The organism is Streptomyces sp. NPDC034043 (assembly GCF_055575675.1).
On the sequence record NZ_JBVISF010000008.1, the window covers coordinates 318,132 to 332,602 of the forward strand.

Here is a 14,471-nt window from a genome sequence, read left to right on the forward strand (position 1 = left end):
CCCTGCAGAGCCGCAGCAGTCCTCGTAGAAGCCTCCGCGTCCCCCTTGAAGGTCCCTTCTTTCTGCCTCGCGCAGGGTCCGCAGTGTCCGCATGCTGGAATGTGATATCCGGTTCTCGGGATTGCCGTCATCATGTAACCTGCACGAAATTTCGCAGAGGGCCAACGTCGTCCCTCGGCCAGCACATTGCCACGACGACGACGGGAGAGCCGATGCGTTCCGCATCCACGCACTCCGCGACCGGCCCCAGCAACACCGCCTGGTCGCCCATGGACGGTCGCCCCGCCCAGCAGGGCATGTACGACCCCCGCAACGAGAAGGACGCCTGTGGCGTCGGATTCGTGGCGAACCTCACCGGCGAGGCCACCCACACTCTCGTTGAGCAGGCCCTGACCGTCCTGCGGAACCTCGAGCACCGCGGCGCCACCGGCTCCGAGCCGGACTCCGGCGACGGCGCGGGCATCCTGTCCCAGGTGCCGGACGCCTTCCTGCGCGAGGTCGCGGGCTTCGAGCTGCCCGAGGCCGGCGCGTACGCCGTCGGCATCGCCTTCCTCCCCGCCGACGGCACCGCACAGGCCGTCGCCGCGGAGCGGATCGAGGCCATCGCCGCCGAGGAGAACCTCACGGTCCTCGGCTGGCGCGAGGTCCCGGTCACCCCCGACCTGCTCGGCAACGGCGCGCGCGCCACCATGCCGGCCTTCCGCCAGCTCTTCGTGAGCGGGGGCACCTCCCGGACGGAGTCCGGGGGAGGAAGCACCGGGATCGAACTGGACCGCAAGGCGTTCGTGCTGCGCAAGCGCGCCGAGCGCGAGGCCGGCGTCTACTTCCCGTCGCTCTCCGCACGCACCATCGTCTACAAGGGCATGCTGACCACCGGCCAGCTCGAACCCTTCTTCCCGGACCTCTCCGACCGCCGCTTCGCGTCGGCGCTCGCGCTGGTCCACTCCCGGTTCTCGACGAACACCTTCCCGTCCTGGCCGCTCGCCCACCCGTACCGCTTCGTCGCGCACAACGGCGAGATCAACACGGTCAAGGGCAACCGGAACTGGATGAAGGCCCGCGAGTCCCAGCTGGCGACCAGCGCCTTCGGCGAGGGCGCCCTGGACCGCATCTTCCCGATCTGCACCCCGGACGCCTCCGACTCGGCCTCCTTCGACGAGGTCCTGGAGCTGCTCCACCTCGGCGGCCGGTCGCTGCCGCACAGCGTGCTGATGATGATCCCCGAGGCGTGGGAGAACCACGCCTCCATGGACCCGGCCCGCCGCGCGTTCTACCAGTACCACTCCACGATGATGGAGCCCTGGGACGGCCCGGCCTGCGTCACCTTCACCGACGGCACCCAGGTCGGCGCGGTCCTCGACCGCAACGGCCTGCGCCCCGGCCGCTACTGGGTCACCGACGACGGCCTCGTCGTCCTCGGCTCCGAGGTCGGCGTCCTCGACATCGACCCGGCCAAGGTCGTCCGCAAGGGCCGCCTGCAGCCCGGCAAGATGTTCCTCGTCGACACCGCCCAGAAGCGGATCGTCGAGGACGACGAGATCAAGGACGAGCTGGCCGCCGCCGCCCCCTACGCCGAGTGGCTGGAGAGCGGCGAGATCGAGCTGACGGACCTGCCCGAGCGCGAGCACGTCGTCCACACCCACGCCTCGGTCACCCGCCGCCAGCAGACCTTCGGCTACACCGAGGAAGAGCTGCGCGTCATCCTCGCGCCCATGGCCCGCACCGGCGGCGAGGCCCTCGGCTCCATGGGTACGGACTCGCCCATCGCGGCCCTGTCCGAGCGCCCCCGGCTGCTCTTCGACTACTTCACCCAGCTCTTCGCGCAGGTCACCAACCCGCCGCTGGACGCCATCCGCGAGGAGCTCGTCACCTCGCTGCTGTCCTCGATCGGCCCGCAGTCCAACCTGCTGGAGCCGACCGCCGCGTCCTGCCGCAGCGTCACCCTGCCCTTCCCGGTGATCGACAACGACGAGCTGGCCAAGCTCATCCACATCAACGCCGACGGCGACATGCCCGGCATGAAGGCCGCGACCCTCTCCGGCCTCTACCGGGTCTCCGGCGGCGGCGAGGCCCTCGCCGCCCGGATCGAGGAGATCCGCGCCGAGGCCGACGCGGCCATCGCGGCAGGCGCCCGCCTGATCGTCCTCTCGGACCGTCACTCGGACGCCGAGCACGCGCCGATCCCCTCGCTGCTGCTCACCTCCGCCGTGCACCACCACCTCATCGCCACCAAGCAGCGCACCCAGGTGGGCCTGCTCGTCGAGGCCGGCGACGTCCGCGAGGTCCACCACGTCGCCCTCCTCATCGGCTACGGCGCCGCGGCCGTCAACCCGTACCTGGCCATGGAGTCCGTCGAGGACCTGCTGCGCGCCGGCACCTTCCTGTCCGGCCTGGAGCCGGAGCAGGCCATCAAGAACCTGATCTACGCCCTCGGCAAGGGCGTCCTGAAGGTCATGTCGAAGATGGGCATCTCCACCGTCGCCTCCTACCGCGGCGCCCAGGTCTTCGAGGCCGTCGGCCTGAACGAGGAGTTCGTCGGCACGTACTTCAGCGGCACCGCCACCAAGATCGGCGGCGCCGGCCTGGACGTCATCGCCACGGAGGTGGCCGCCCGCCACGCCAAGGCGTACCCCGCCACCGGCATCGCCGCCACGCACCGCGCGCTGGAGATCGGCGGCGAGTACCAGTGGCGCCGCGAGGGCGAGCCGCACCTGTTCGACCCCGAGACGGTCTTCCGCCTCCAGCACGCGACCCGCAACCGCCGGTACGACATCTTCCGCAAGTACACGGACCGCGTGAACGAACAGTCCGAGCGTCTGATGACGCTCCGCGGCCTGTTCGCCATCAAGGGAATCGAGGGGGGCAACTCCGGCCGCCCCTCGATCTCCATCGACGAGGTCGAGCCGGTCTCCGAGATCGTCAAGCGCTTCTCCACCGGCGCCATGTCGTACGGCTCCATCTCCAAGGAGGCGCACGAGACCCTCGCCATCGCCATGAACCAGCTGGGCGCCAAGTCCAACACCGGTGAGGGCGGCGAGGACCCGGACCGCCTGTACGACCCGGCGCGCCGCTCCTCGATCAAGCAGGTCGCATCCGGCCGCTTCGGCGTCACGAGCGAGTACCTGGTCAACGCGGACGACATCCAGATCAAGATGGCGCAGGGCGCCAAGCCCGGCGAGGGCGGCCAGCTGCCCGGCCACAAGGTCTACCCGTGGGTCGCCAAGACCCGGCACTCCACCCCGGGCGTCGGTCTGATCTCCCCGCCGCCGCACCACGACATCTACTCCATCGAGGACCTGGCCCAGCTGATCCACGACCTCAAGAACGCCAACCCGGCGGCCCGCATCCACGTGAAGCTGGTCTCCGAAGTCGGCGTCGGTACGGTCGCGGCCGGTGTCTCCAAGGCCCACGCGGACGTCGTCCTCATCTCCGGCCACGACGGCGGAACGGGCGCCTCCCCGCTCACCTCGCTCAAGCACGCGGGCGGCCCCTGGGAGCTCGGCCTCGCCGAGACCCAGCAGACCCTGCTGCTCAACGGGCTGCGCGACCGCATCGTGGTCCAGACGGACGGCCAGCTCAAGACCGGCCGCGACGTGGTCATCGCCGCGCTCCTCGGCGCCGAGGAGTTCGGGTTCGCGACCGCCCCGCTCGTCGTCTCCGGCTGCGTCATGATGCGCGTCTGCCACCTGGACACCTGCCCCGTCGGCATCGCCACCCAGAACCCGGTCCTGCGCGACCGCTTCTCCGGCAAGCCCGAATTCGTGGTCAACTTCTTCGAGTTCATCGCGGAGGAGGTGCGCGAGATCCTCGCCGAGCTGGGCTTCCGCACGATCGAGGAGGCCGTCGGCCACGCCGAGCTCCTCGACACCAGCAAGGCCGTCACGCACTGGAAGGCGCAGGGCCTCGACCTCGAGCCCCTCTTCCACGTGCCCGAGCTGCCCGAGGGCGCCGTCCGCCACGCCCTGATCGAGCAGGACCACGGTCTGGAGAAGGCCCTCGACAACGAGCTCATCGAGCTCTCGGCCGACGCGCTGAACGCCGAGTCCGCCGAGACGGCCCAGCCGGTCCGGGCCCGGGTCGCGATCCGCAACATCAACCGGACCGTCGGCACGATGCTCGGCCACCACGTCACCAAGAAGTTCGGCGGCGCGGGCCTGCCCGACAACACGATCGACCTGACCTTCACCGGTTCGGCCGGCCAGTCCTTCGGCGCGTTCCTGCCGCGCGGCGTGACCCTGCGCCTGGAGGGCGACGCCAACGACTACGTCGGCAAGGGCCTCTCCGGCGGCCGCGTCGTCGTCCGCCCGGACCGCGCCGCCGACCACCTCGCCGAGTACTCCACCATCGCCGGCAACACCATCGGCTACGGAGCCACCGGCGGCGAGATGTTCCTGCGCGGCCGCACCGGCGAACGCTTCTGCGTCCGCAACTCCGGCGCCCTGGTCGTCTCGGAGGGCGTGGGCGACCACGGCTGCGAGTACATGACCGGCGGAACGGCCGTCGTCCTCGGCGAGACCGGCCGCAACTTCGCCGCCGGCATGTCGGGCGGTGTCGCGTACGTCATCGACCTCGACCCCCGCCAGGTCAACGTCGGCAACAAGGAGGCCATCGAGGCCCCCTCCGAGGCCGACAAGCTGTGGCTGCACGATGTGGTGCGCCGCCACGAGGAGGAGACCGGCTCGACGGTGGCCGCGAAGCTCCTGGCTGACTGGGACGCCGCCGCGGCCCGCTTCAGCAAGATCATCCCGACCACGTACAAGGCAGTGCTCGCCGCCAAGGACGCCGCTGAGCTGGCCGGACTCTCCGAGTCCGAGACCACCGAGAAGATGATGGAGGCGGCGACCAATGGCTGACCCGAAGGGCTTCCTCACCACCCCGCGCGAGACCGCCTGCACCCGTCCCGTGGCCGAACGCCTCAAGGACTGGAACGAGGTCTACGTCCCGGGCTCGCTGCTCCCGATCATCAGCAAGCAGGCCGGCCGCTGCATGGACTGCGGCATCCCGTTCTGCCACAACGGCTGCCCCCTCGGGAACCTGATCCCGGAGTGGAACGACTACGCGTACCGCGAGGACTGGACGGCGGCGTCGGAGCGCCTCCACGCCACGAACAACTTCCCGGAGTTCACCGGCCGCCTCTGCCCCGCCCCGTGCGAGTCGGCGTGCGTCCTCGGCATCAACCAGCCGGCCGTCACGATCAAGAACGTCGAAGTCTCGATCATCGACCGGGCCTGGGACAACGGCGACGTCACCCCGCAGGCGCCCGAGCGCCTGTCCGGCAAGACCGTGGCCGTCATCGGCTCCGGCCCGGCCGGCCTGGCCGCCGCCCAGCAGCTGACGCGGGCCGGCCACACCGTGGTGGTGTACGAGCGCGCCGACCGCATCGGCGGTCTGCTGCGCTACGGCATCCCCGAGTTCAAGATGGAGAAGGTGCACATCAACCGCCGCATCGAGCAGATGCGCGCGGAGGGCACCAAGTTCCGCACCGGCATCGAGGTCGGCCGCGACATCACGGCCACCGACCTGCGCAAGCGCTTCGACGCGGTCGTCGTCGCCGCCGGCGCCACGGTCTCCCGCGACCTGCCGGTCCCGGGCCGCGACCTCAAGGGCATCCACTTCGCGATGGAGTACCTCCCCCTCGCGAACAAGGTCCAGGAGGGCGACTTCCTGGCCCCGCCGATCACCGCCGAGGGCAAGCACGTCGTCGTCATCGGCGGCGGCGACACCGGCGCCGACTGCGTCGGCACCGCCCACCGCCAGGGCGCCCTCTCGGTCACCCAGCTGGAGATCATGCCGCGCCCGTCGGAGGACCGCCCCGCGTCCATGCCGTGGCCGACCTTCCCGATGCTGTACAAGGTCACCTCGGCCCACGAGGAGGGCGGCGAGCGGATCTACTCCGTCTCCACCACTCACTTCGAGGGCGACGAGGACGGCAACGTCCAGGCCCTGCACCTGGTCGAGGTCGAGTTCGTCGACGGCAAGCTGGTGCAGAAGCCGGGCACCGAGCGGGTCCTCCCGGCCCAGCTGGTCACCCTGGCGATGGGCTTCACCGGCACGGACCAGGCCAACGGTCTGGTCGAGCAGTTCGGCGTGGAGCTGGACGAGCGGGGCAACATCGCCCGCGACGCCTCGTACGCCACCAACGCCGACGGCGTCTTCGTCGCCGGCGACGCGGGCCGCGGCCAGTCGCTCATCGTGTGGGCCATCGCGGAAGGCCGCTCGGCCGCCCGCGGCGTGGACCGCTACCTGACGGGCGCCAGCACCCTCCCGTACCCGGTCAAGCCGACGGACCGCTCCCTGATGGTGTAGCCCCAGGCAGTACCCCCTCCCTCGGGAGGACCCCTCATACGGTCCGTACAACGGCGTACGGAAACCTGACGCAGCGCCCGCCATAGTCCCCGACCAGGGATGGCGGGCGCTGTGGCGTTCTGCAGTCATATCAATGCGTTCCGCTGATGCGGCGACCTGGTGCGGACTACGCTTTTCGCGGCGCAAGAACACTGCGGAAGCGGGGAGTCGGCTCATGGCCAAGCCGAAGGACGAGGGTGGCGCGCAGACACCGGAGGAGTTCGCCCGTGAGGAGCTACGGCGGCACCGCGAGGAGGTCGGGCTGACCCAGGAGGCTCTGGGCGAGCGGATCTACACGAGCGGGTCGTACGTCGGGCAGATGGAGTGCGGGCAGCGGCGGCTGCGGCCGGAGCTGGCGATGCTGATCGACAGGGAGCTCGGCACGGGAGACTACTTCCACCGCCTGTCCAGGGCGTTCAAGTCCAAGCACGTGGAGTACTTCGCGGTCGCGGCCGAGCTGGAAGGCCTGGCGACGGCAATCTACGAATACGCCCCCACGCTGGTCCCGGGGCTGCTCCAGACGGAGGACTACGCTCGCGCCGTCATCCGGGCCGCCAGCCCTACCGCGCTCGCCGAGCACGTTGATGCCCTGGTCATGTCCCGTGTCGAGCGCGCACGACTCCTCGACGATCCGGCAACCCCCGACATGTGGGTCATCCTGCACCAGGCGGTGCTGCGGACGGCGGTCGGCGGCCACGGCGTGATGGCCGCTCAGTTGCGGCATATAGCCTCATACGTCCGTGCCCATCGGATCACTGTGCAGGTGGTGCCGTTCTCGGCCGGAGCCCATGGCGCCCTGGGCTCGATGATGACCGTCATGCAGTTCGCCGACGCGCCCGACGTGGCCTACACGGAAGGGCCACATGCGGGGCAGCTGCTCGACTATCCGGCCCTGGTTCAGCGCCACTGGAGGTCATACGATCTTGCCAGGGCCGCCGCACTGTCGCCGGAGGTGTCCCTGACCTTGATCGAATCGGCGGCGGAGGAACACGCAACATGCGCGCAGACGTGAACGGCCTGTCCTGGCGGAAGTCCTCTTACAGCAACGGTGAGGGCGGCAGCTGCGTCGAGGTGTCCGACGACCTCCCCGGCGCCGTCCCCGTCCGCGACAGCAAGCAGGCGGGCACCGGCCCGGTGCTCGCGTTCCCCGCTGAGGCCTGGTCCTCCTTCATCCAGGACGTGAAGAGCCGAGGCTGATCTCGTACGGCAGCTGCTGCGTCCGGCGGGCATGACCATCACGTCCGCCTGGGTGGGCGACCACCGGCTCGGGCCCGTGCTCAGGGGGTGGGGTCCTCGCGCGGGGGTTCGTCGTCGTTGCCGCGGCGGAGGGTGCGTGTTCCGTGGGCCGGGGTCCATGAGCGGATCACCAGGTCCTCGCCGTCGACGGCGATGTGGACCACCTCGGTCAGGTCGGCGTGGAAGAGGTGGAAGGGGTGTGCCGGGGCGTCGGTCTCCTCCGCGTACCGGTGCAGTTCCGGCGGCTCCACGACCTCCACCGCGCGCCCCGAGACGCGTACGTCGCCGTCGGGCATGGTGTCGCCCTCGCCCGGGTTGGTGTGCAGGGCGAAGCGCGGGTCGCGTTGGAGGTCCCGGGCCTTCATCGAGCCCGCCATCATTCCGAGCCACAGTTCCCCGCCCCGGAACTCGACGTTGAGTCCGGTCACCCGGGGCGAGCCGTCCTTGCGCAGGGTGGCCAGGACGTGGTGCGGGTACCGGGCGAAGCGGGCCCGCACGGCCGCCGCGAATTCCGGTTCCGCCTTCTCGAACGCTGCCCAGTTGTTCGTCGTCATCTCGGTCTCCTCGCACGATGTCGCAGGCCGGCCCACCGCTGCCCTGGTGTCCGGGGCGTGGGGACATCTTCGGTGAAGCGGGCGCTCGGATGCCGCTTCTGTCCGGCGGACGCGCGGGACGCGCGGACGTGCGGGTGGTCGGTCCGGCGCCCCTACGGGTGCTTGCCCGCGCCCTCGGAGGCGGTGCGTGCCGCCTCCAGGGCGTCCATGTCCTCCAGCATCGCGGCCGCGAGGTCCCGCTCGGAGGTGTAGTACCGCTCGGCCCACCTGAGGGTCAGTGCCGGGTACGCCCAGGCCGCCTCGCCCTGGACGTCCTCCGCGTCGGCCTCCGCGCGGCGGCGCATGCCCTCCGCGAACTCCTGCTGCCCGCGCAGCACTTCGCGCATCTGCTCCGGCTCCAGCAGATGGCCCAGCCACAGCCGCAGCATCGGCCCGTGCTTGAGGACCGGCGGGTCGACCGGTGCCTCGCGCGCCCATGTGCGTACGGCGGCCATGCCCTCGTCGGTGATCCGGTACACGCGCTTGTCCCGGGTGCCGGATTCCTGGGAGACCATCCGCGAGGAGGCGTAGCCGGCCTTCTCCAGGCGCTTCAGCTCGCTGTAGATCTGGCTGAAGGAGGGGCTCCAGTAGAAGAAGCGCAGCGACCAGTCCGACCACTTCTTCAGGTCGTAGCCGGAGAGTTCCTCGCCGAAGGAGAGCAGTCCGAGGACCGCCCAGCTGGTCGCGGGGAGGGCGCGCGGGGGTGCCCCCGCCGACACCTCGTCTGCCGTCTCGGCCGTCTCGTCTGCCACGCAGCGCAGTCTACGACCGGTCGCGCGAGAGCCCTCCCCCTGGCGCATGTGACTGCTAGAAGCATTTCTGTTCGTGATGTGCCGTGTGGTGTGAGTGCCGTGCTTTCCCCGATCCCCGCTGGAGGGGCCTTCCGTGACGTTCCAGGAGAAGCCCGCGTGCCGGGTGCCGTCCCGGCGTCGGCGGCGGGGTCTGAGGTGGCCTCGCTCGACGGCAAGGTCGTCGTCATCACCGGAGCCGGACGCGGCCAGGGCGCCGCCGGGGCCCGGCTGTGCGCGGGGGCCGGGGCGCGGGTCGTCGTCACCGACGTGCGCGAGGAGGAGGGCGGGGCGGTCGCCGCCGAACTGGGCGCCGGCCAGGGCCTGTACGTACGGTACGACGTGGCCGACGCCGACAGCTGGGCCGGGGTGGTGCGGGAGGCGGTGGCCGCCTTCGGGACGGTCTCGGCGCTGGTCAACAACGCCGCCCCGTGGCGCACCGCGCACGTCGAGGAGCAGAGCCCGGAGGGCTTCGAGGAGCTGCTGAGGGTCAACCTGCTGGGCCCGTTCCTCGGCATCCGCGCGCTGGCCCCGGTCCTGCGCGCCGGCGGGGGCGGTTCCGTCGTCAACATCTCCTCCACCGCCGGGCTGACGGGGGGAGGACGGCGCGATGACGCGGGACGAGCTGTCCGGGGCCGCGCGGCGGCCGTGCGACGCGATGGCCGCCCGGTTCCCCGTGGCCCGGGGACGCCGCCGCGCTGCGGGCCGCGGTGGCCGCGGGGGAGGCGGTGCGCCCGGCGGGGCCGGAGGTGGCCTCGGTGTACGACACCACCGCGGGCGGGGTGCCGGTGCGGGTCTACGACCCCGCGCCCGGGGCGGCGGGGCGGCCGCTGGCCGTGTACTTCCGCGGTGGCGGGTGGGTGATGTGCGGCCCCGACACCCACGACGCCCTGTGCCGGGCCCTGGCCGCCGCCTCCGGCGCGGTGGTCGTCTCCGCCGGGTACCGGCTGGCCCCGGAGCACCCCTGGCCGGCGGCGGCCGACGACGCGTTCACCGCGTTGCCGTGGGGGGGCCGAGGCGCTCCGGCTCGGCTGCGATCCGCGCCGGGTCGTGGTGGCTGGCGACTCCAGCGGGGGCAACCTGGCGGCGGTCACCGCGCTGCGGGCGCCGGAGCTGGTCGCCGGACAGCTGCTGGTGTACCCGCCGCTGGACGCCGCGATGGGCTCCGCGTCGATGGCGGCGTACGGGCGCGGCTACTTCCACACCGCCGCGCACATGGCCTGGTACTGGGAGCAGTACGGCGGCGACCCCGCCCACCCGCACGTCTCACCCCTGCGGGCGGCCCGGGTCGCGGGGCTCCCGCGCACGCTGCTCGTCCTCGCGGACTGCGACCCGCTGCGGGACGAGGGGCCGGCGTACGCGCGCCGCCCGGGCCGGGCGGGCGTGGACTGTGAGGTCCGGCTCTACCCGGGGGTCTTCCACGGCTTCCTGGGCCTGCCGCTGCCGGCCGCGGAGACGGCGGTGGCGGGAGCGGCGGCCTGGCTGGCGGGCACCGGCTGAGCGAGGGGGCGGGGCGGCCGGATTCGAACCGGCGTCTTCCCCTTCGCAAGGGGGTGCAACGACCTCTGTACCACGGCCCCGCCCTTGCGCCGATCGTACGGCGTCGGCGTCGCGGAGGCGTGACGGGAGGTCCGGGAAGGTCCGGGAAGGATGAGGGGCGGGGCGGCCGGATTCGAACCGGCGTCCTCCTCCATGCTGTGTAGGCGCACTGCCTCTGTGCTACGACCCCGCTTGTTCGCGATCTTAGCCGCCGCCGGACGGGACCGCACCGGGGTATTCCCGGCATGATGTGTCCATGCCTGGTTTCCTGCTGCGCGCCTGCCTGCTCCTCGCCGTGGAGGCCGGAGCCGCCGCGCTGCTGCGCGATCCCGGGACGCCGTGGATCCCCGTACTGCTGGCGGTGTTCGTGGCCGGCTCGGCCGTACCGCACGGCACCGAGGCGGAGTTCGCGGGCCGCTTCCTCGTCGCGCTCACCGCGGTGGGCGCCGCCCGGCTGGGGGCCGCCGCCTGGGAGGGGCTCGGCCTGCCGGCCACGGTGGGCCTCGGGGCGCTGCTGCTGCTCCAGACGGTGGTGCTGCTGCGGCTGTCGCTGCGCGGGCGCCGCCGTCGTACCGGGCGACGGCGCGCCCCGGCGGGCGGCAGCGGCGGCCGGTGACGCCGGGACGATTTGGCGCACCCGGCCGGACCGGGTATTTTTCCTGTCGGAAGGCGCCGCTAGCTCAGTTGGTTAGAGCAGCTGACTCTTAATCAGCGGGTCCGGGGTTCGAGTCCCTGGCGGCGCACCCTCACCTTCGGGCGGTTCCCGGTTCACCGGGCACCGCCCGAAGTGCTTTCCGGTCCGGCCCTCACCCGCCGGACACCCCCCTACGCCAGCACCTCCGCCCGGCACCGCGACGGGCCGCCCCACGCGTCACGCAGCGGGCGGGCCTTGAGCAGCCACAGCGACAGGTCCAGTTCCCGGGTGTAGCCGACCGCCCCGTGCACCTGGAGGGCGGTGAGCGCGGCCGCGTACGCCGCCTCCCCGGCGGCCAGCTTCGCCGCCGCCACGTCCCGGCGCGACAGGGACAGCGCGGCCGCCCACAACAGCGGCCGGGCGAACTCCAGCCCCAGCAGGGTGTCCGCCAGCCGGTGCTTGACCGCCTGGAAGCCGCCGATCGGCATCCCGAACTGCGTGCGCCCCTTCGCGTACTCCACCGTCCGCGCCAGCAGCGCCTCACCGACGCCCAGGCACTGGGCCGCCGTCAGCAGCCGCGCCCAGCGCAGGGCCGCCCCGGCCGCCGCCGTCACCGCAGGGCCCGCCGCCAGCAGCTCCCCGGCGGCGGCCGGCCGGTACAGCCGCCGCGCCGGGTCGGTCGAGGCCAGCGGCTCCCCCGGCCCGCCGGCCAGCCACAGCTCGCCCGCCGCCGTCACCGTGAACCGGTGCGTCACCGCGTCCGCGTCCAGGGAGTACGGGGATCCGCCCGGCAGCGTCAGCGTCGCCGAGGAGCCGCCCGAGGCCAGCCCCGGCAGGAACCGCTCGGCCGGCTTCCCGTCGTCCAGCCCGGCGAGGAGCACCGCGGCCGCCGCCGTCTCCACCACCGGCCCCGGAACGCCCGCCCGCCCCAGCTCCACGAAGCCGAGCGACAGCTCCACCGGCAGCGGGCCCGCCCCGTCGTACGCCTCCGGCGCGGCCAGCGCGAACAGGCCCGTCCCGGCCAGCCGGGCCCACAGCGCCCGCCCGGGCCCGTGCTCCCCGGCCGCCCAGGCCCGGGCCGTCGCCGGGACCCCGGCCGCGGCCAGCAGGGAGCGCAGGGTGCGGGCGTACTCGGACTGTTCCGGGGTCGGCAGGAAGCGCATCAGCGGCGGCCCTTCGGGAGGCCGAGCAGCCGCTCGGCGATGATGTCGCGCTGGATCTCGTTCGTGCCCGCGTAGATCGGCCCGGCCAGCGAGAAGAGCCACGGCTCCGCCCACTCGCCGTCCGCGAGCTCCGCGTCCGCGCCCAGCAGGTCCAGGGCCGTCTCGTGCAGGGCGATGTCGTACTGAGACCAGAACACCTTGTTCAGGCTGGACTCGGCGCCGATCCGCTCGCCCGCCACGAAGCGGGAGGCGCCCGCCCAGGTGAACAGCGCGTAGGCGCGGGCCCCGACCACCGCGTCCGCGACCCGGTCCCGCAGCGCCGTGTCGGCGGGGTCGCCCCGGTCGCGCCACAGCCCGGCCAGCCGGTCGGCGGCGGCCAGGAACCGGCCGGGGGAGCGCAGGGTCAGCCCCCGCTCGTTGCCGGTGGTGGACATCGCGATCCGCCAGCCCTGCCCGGGCTCGCCGATCACGTCCTCGTCGGGGACGAAGACCCCGTCCAGGAAGAGCTCCGCGAAGGCCGGCTTGCCGTCGAGGCGGCCGATGGGCCGTACCGTCACCCCCGGGTCCCGCAGACCGAACATCAGGTACGTCAGCCCCTGGTGCGGCTTCGGCGCCCCGGGGTCCGTGCGGAAGACGCCGAAGGCCCGGTCGGCGAAGGCGGCCCGCGAGGACCAGGTCTTCTGCCCGGACAGCAGCCAGCCGCCCTCCGTCCGTACCGCCTCCGAGCGCAGCGAGGCCAGGTCGGAGCCGGCCTCCGGCTCCGACCAGGCCTGCGCCCAGACCGCCTCGCCGCTCGCCATGGGGGGCAGTACGCGCGCCCGCTGCGCGGCCGTGGCGTGCTCGAAGAGGGTGGGGGCCAGCAGGTTGATGCCGTTCTGGGAGACCCGGCCGGGTGCGCCCGCCGCCCAGTACTCCTCCTCGAAGACCAGCCACCGCTCGAGGTCCACGCCCCGGCCCCCGTACTCCTCGGGCCACGACACCACCGACCAGCGGTCCGCGTGCAGCAGCGCCTCCCATTCCCGGTGGGCCGCGAAGCCCTCGGCGGTCTCCAGGGAGGGCAGGGGGCGGGCCGGGACGTGGGCGCGGAGCCAGTCGCGGGCCTCGGCCCGGAAGGCCTCCACCCCGGGGGAGTGGTCGAGGTTCATGAGGCGGCACATCCTTCCCTAACAAGTGTTTGGTAGGTTAACGTACGGCCATGAGCAGAGTCGAGGAGTCGCGCACCGGAGCCCGCGCCCGGCTCCGCACCCCCCGCACCACCGCCGGGCGGTCCCCCGGCCTCCCCGAGGAGGCACGGGCATGACCGCGCGGCCCGCCTACGTCCCGGCCCACGGGCTGCTCAAGGACCGCACCGCCGTCATCACCGCCGCCGCCGGAGCGGGCATCGGCGGCGCCACCGCCCGCCGCTTCCTGGAGGAGGGCGCCACCGTCCTGATCAGCGACGCCCACGCCCGCCGCCTGAAGGAGACCGAGGCAGCCCTCACCACCGCCTTCGGGCCCGGCCGCGTCGCCTCCCTGCCCTGCGACGTCACCGACGGCCACCAGGTCGAGGCCCTCTTCGCGCACGCCGAACAGCTCCACGGCGGCCTCGACGTCGTCGTCAACAACGCCGGGCTCGGCGGCACCGCCGAACTCGTGGACATGACCGACGACCAGTGGGACCGGGTCCTCGACGTCACCCTCAACGGCACCTTCCGCTGCACCCGCGCCGCCCTGCGCTCCCTGAAGGCCTCCGGACGCGGCGGAGTCGTCGTCAACAACGCCTCCGTCATCGGCTGGCGCGCCCAGACCGGCCAGGCCCACTACGCCGCCGCCAAGGCCGGAGTGATGGCCCTGACCCGCTGCGCGGCCCTGGAGGCCGCCGGATTCGGCGTACGCGTCAACGCGGTCGCCCCCAGCCTGGCCATGCACCCGCACCTGGCGAAGGTCACCAGCGAGGAGCTGCTGCGCGAGCTGACGGCCCGCGAGGCCTTCGGCCGGTACGCCGAGCCGTGGGAGATCGCCAACGTCATCGTCTTCCTGGCCAGCGGCTACTCCTCGTACATGACGGGCGAGACGGTGTCGGTCAGCAGCCAGCACGCCTAGGCCCTGTCGTCAAAGTCCCGCCTGGCCCGCGGCCCCCGGCACCGCACCTCGCCGCGTTGTCGGGGCGCCCGAGTACGTCCAGTACTCGGGC

The 14,471-nt window shown here is 72.7% G+C and carries 12 protein-coding genes, 3 tRNA genes and 1 pseudogene; 10 read left to right on the forward strand and 6 right to left on the reverse strand.

The features are described 5' to 3' along the window. Positions 1–269 precede the first annotated feature (269 nt). The 4 genes from gltB (at position 270) to ACZ51S_RS21590 (ending at position 7,542) form a co-directional block, all read left to right on the forward strand. The gene (gltB, locus tag ACZ51S_RS21575; RefSeq protein ID WP_468802331.1) at positions 270–4,853 is read left to right on the forward strand and encodes a glutamate synthase large subunit; all 4,584 of its coding nucleotides are present in this window, start codon (positions 270–272) and stop codon (positions 4,851–4,853) included. Next, on the forward strand, positions 4,846–6,306 hold the full coding sequence (locus ACZ51S_RS21580; protein WP_468477542.1) for a glutamate synthase subunit beta: 1,461 nt from the start codon (positions 4,846–4,848) through the stop codon (positions 6,304–6,306). Before gltB ends, ACZ51S_RS21580 begins: the two co-directional genes overlap by 8 nt. Before the next feature lie 214 nt (positions 6,307–6,520). Next, positions 6,521–7,357, forward strand: a complete 837-nt coding sequence (locus tag ACZ51S_RS21585) for a helix-turn-helix domain-containing protein (protein ID WP_468802147.1) — start codon at positions 6,521–6,523, stop codon at positions 7,355–7,357. After that, positions 7,342–7,542, forward strand: coding sequence for a DUF397 domain-containing protein (locus ACZ51S_RS21590; protein ID WP_468477540.1), 201 nt, complete (start codon positions 7,342–7,344; stop codon positions 7,540–7,542). The genes ACZ51S_RS21585 and ACZ51S_RS21590 overlap by 16 nt, the downstream gene beginning before the upstream one ends. An 80-nt stretch (positions 7,543–7,622) precedes the next feature. On the opposite strand, the gene ACZ51S_RS21595 is transcribed toward ACZ51S_RS21590, so the two are convergent. Together ACZ51S_RS21595 and ACZ51S_RS21600 are read right to left on the reverse strand one after the other, a co-directional pair. After that, complete coding sequence (locus ACZ51S_RS21595; protein ID WP_468477539.1) at positions 7,623–8,135, reverse strand: pyridoxamine 5'-phosphate oxidase family protein; 513 nt, start codon at positions 8,133–8,135, stop codon at positions 7,623–7,625. 152 nt (positions 8,136–8,287) lie between these two features. Then, the gene (locus ACZ51S_RS21600; RefSeq protein WP_468477538.1) at positions 8,288–8,926 is read right to left on the reverse strand and encodes a helix-turn-helix transcriptional regulator; all 639 of its coding nucleotides are present in this window, start codon (positions 8,924–8,926) and stop codon (positions 8,288–8,290) included. 156 nt (positions 8,927–9,082) lie between these two features. On the opposite strand from ACZ51S_RS21600, the gene ACZ51S_RS21605 reads away from it, so the two are divergent. The 3 genes and pseudogenes from ACZ51S_RS21605 to ACZ51S_RS21615 all read left to right on the forward strand — a co-directional run bounded on the left by ACZ51S_RS21605 (position 9,083) and on the right by ACZ51S_RS21615 (position 10,462). Next, the gene (locus ACZ51S_RS21605; protein ID WP_468961708.1) at positions 9,083–9,826 is read left to right on the forward strand and encodes an SDR family NAD(P)-dependent oxidoreductase; all 744 of its coding nucleotides are present in this window, start codon (positions 9,083–9,085) and stop codon (positions 9,824–9,826) included. Next, positions 9,826–9,909, forward strand: a pseudogene (locus tag ACZ51S_RS21610) (hypothetical protein); the annotation flags it as partial. The gene ACZ51S_RS21605 and the pseudogene ACZ51S_RS21610, both read left to right, overlap by 1 nt. A gap of 103 nt (positions 9,910–10,012) precedes the next feature. Further along, positions 10,013–10,462: an alpha/beta hydrolase fold domain-containing protein gene (locus tag ACZ51S_RS21615; protein ID WP_468477536.1), complete on the forward strand. Its 450-nt coding sequence runs from the start codon at positions 10,013–10,015 to the stop codon at positions 10,460–10,462. A gap of 7 nt (positions 10,463–10,469) precedes the next feature. On the opposite strand, the gene ACZ51S_RS21620 is transcribed toward ACZ51S_RS21615, so the two are convergent. After that, positions 10,470–10,544: transfer RNA gene (locus ACZ51S_RS21620), tRNA-Arg, on the reverse strand. A gap of 74 nt (positions 10,545–10,618) precedes the next feature. Beyond that, positions 10,619–10,693 (reverse strand) — tRNA-Ala (locus tag ACZ51S_RS21625). Between the two features lie 64 nt (positions 10,694–10,757). Between ACZ51S_RS21625 and ACZ51S_RS21630 the strand changes: the two genes are divergently transcribed. Both ACZ51S_RS21630 and ACZ51S_RS21635 read left to right on the forward strand, forming a co-directional pair. Beyond that, a complete protein-coding gene (locus tag ACZ51S_RS21630) occupies positions 10,758–11,117 on the forward strand; it encodes a hypothetical protein (RefSeq protein WP_468802144.1) in 360 nt (119 codons plus the stop codon). 53 nt (positions 11,118–11,170) lie between these two features. Then, positions 11,171–11,244 (forward strand) — tRNA-Lys (locus ACZ51S_RS21635). 82 nt (positions 11,245–11,326) lie between these two features. Here ACZ51S_RS21635 and ACZ51S_RS21640 read toward each other — a convergent pair. Continuing rightward, positions 11,327–12,298, reverse strand: coding sequence for an acyl-CoA dehydrogenase family protein (locus tag ACZ51S_RS21640; protein ID WP_468802142.1), 972 nt, complete (start codon positions 12,296–12,298; stop codon positions 11,327–11,329). Next, positions 12,298–13,443, reverse strand: coding sequence for an acyl-CoA dehydrogenase family protein (locus ACZ51S_RS21645; RefSeq protein WP_468802141.1), 1,146 nt, complete (start codon positions 13,441–13,443; stop codon positions 12,298–12,300). Before ACZ51S_RS21645 ends, ACZ51S_RS21640 begins: the two co-directional genes overlap by 1 nt. Before the next feature lie 151 nt (positions 13,444–13,594). On the opposite strand from ACZ51S_RS21645, the gene ACZ51S_RS21650 reads away from it, so the two are divergent. After that, a complete protein-coding gene (locus ACZ51S_RS21650) occupies positions 13,595–14,380 on the forward strand; it encodes an SDR family oxidoreductase (RefSeq protein ID WP_468477532.1) in 786 nt (261 codons plus the stop codon). Positions 14,381–14,471 lie beyond the last annotated feature (91 nt).

Coding starts and splice junctions, on each gene's coding strand:
- gltB (WP_468802331.1), top strand. CDS start 270: ATGGACGGTCGCCCCGCCCAGCAGGGCATGTACGACCCCCGCAACGAG.
- ACZ51S_RS21580 (WP_468477542.1), top strand. CDS start 4,846: ATGGCTGACCCGAAGGGCTTCCTCACCACCCCGCGCGAGACCGCCTGC.
- ACZ51S_RS21585 (WP_468802147.1), top strand. CDS start 6,521: ATGGCCAAGCCGAAGGACGAGGGTGGCGCGCAGACACCGGAGGAGTTC.
- ACZ51S_RS21590 (WP_468477540.1), top strand. CDS start 7,342: ATGCGCGCAGACGTGAACGGCCTGTCCTGGCGGAAGTCCTCTTACAGC.
- ACZ51S_RS21595 (WP_468477539.1), bottom strand. CDS start 8,135: ATGACGACGAACAACTGGGCAGCGTTCGAGAAGGCGGAACCGGAATTC.
- ACZ51S_RS21630 (WP_468802144.1), top strand. CDS start 10,758: ATGCCTGGTTTCCTGCTGCGCGCCTGCCTGCTCCTCGCCGTGGAGGCC.
- ACZ51S_RS21640 (WP_468802142.1), bottom strand. CDS start 12,298: ATGCGCTTCCTGCCGACCCCGGAACAGTCCGAGTACGCCCGCACCCTG.
- ACZ51S_RS21645 (WP_468802141.1), bottom strand. CDS start 13,443: ATGAACCTCGACCACTCCCCCGGGGTGGAGGCCTTCCGGGCCGAGGCC.
- ACZ51S_RS21650 (WP_468477532.1), top strand. CDS start 13,595: ATGACCGCGCGGCCCGCCTACGTCCCGGCCCACGGGCTGCTCAAGGAC.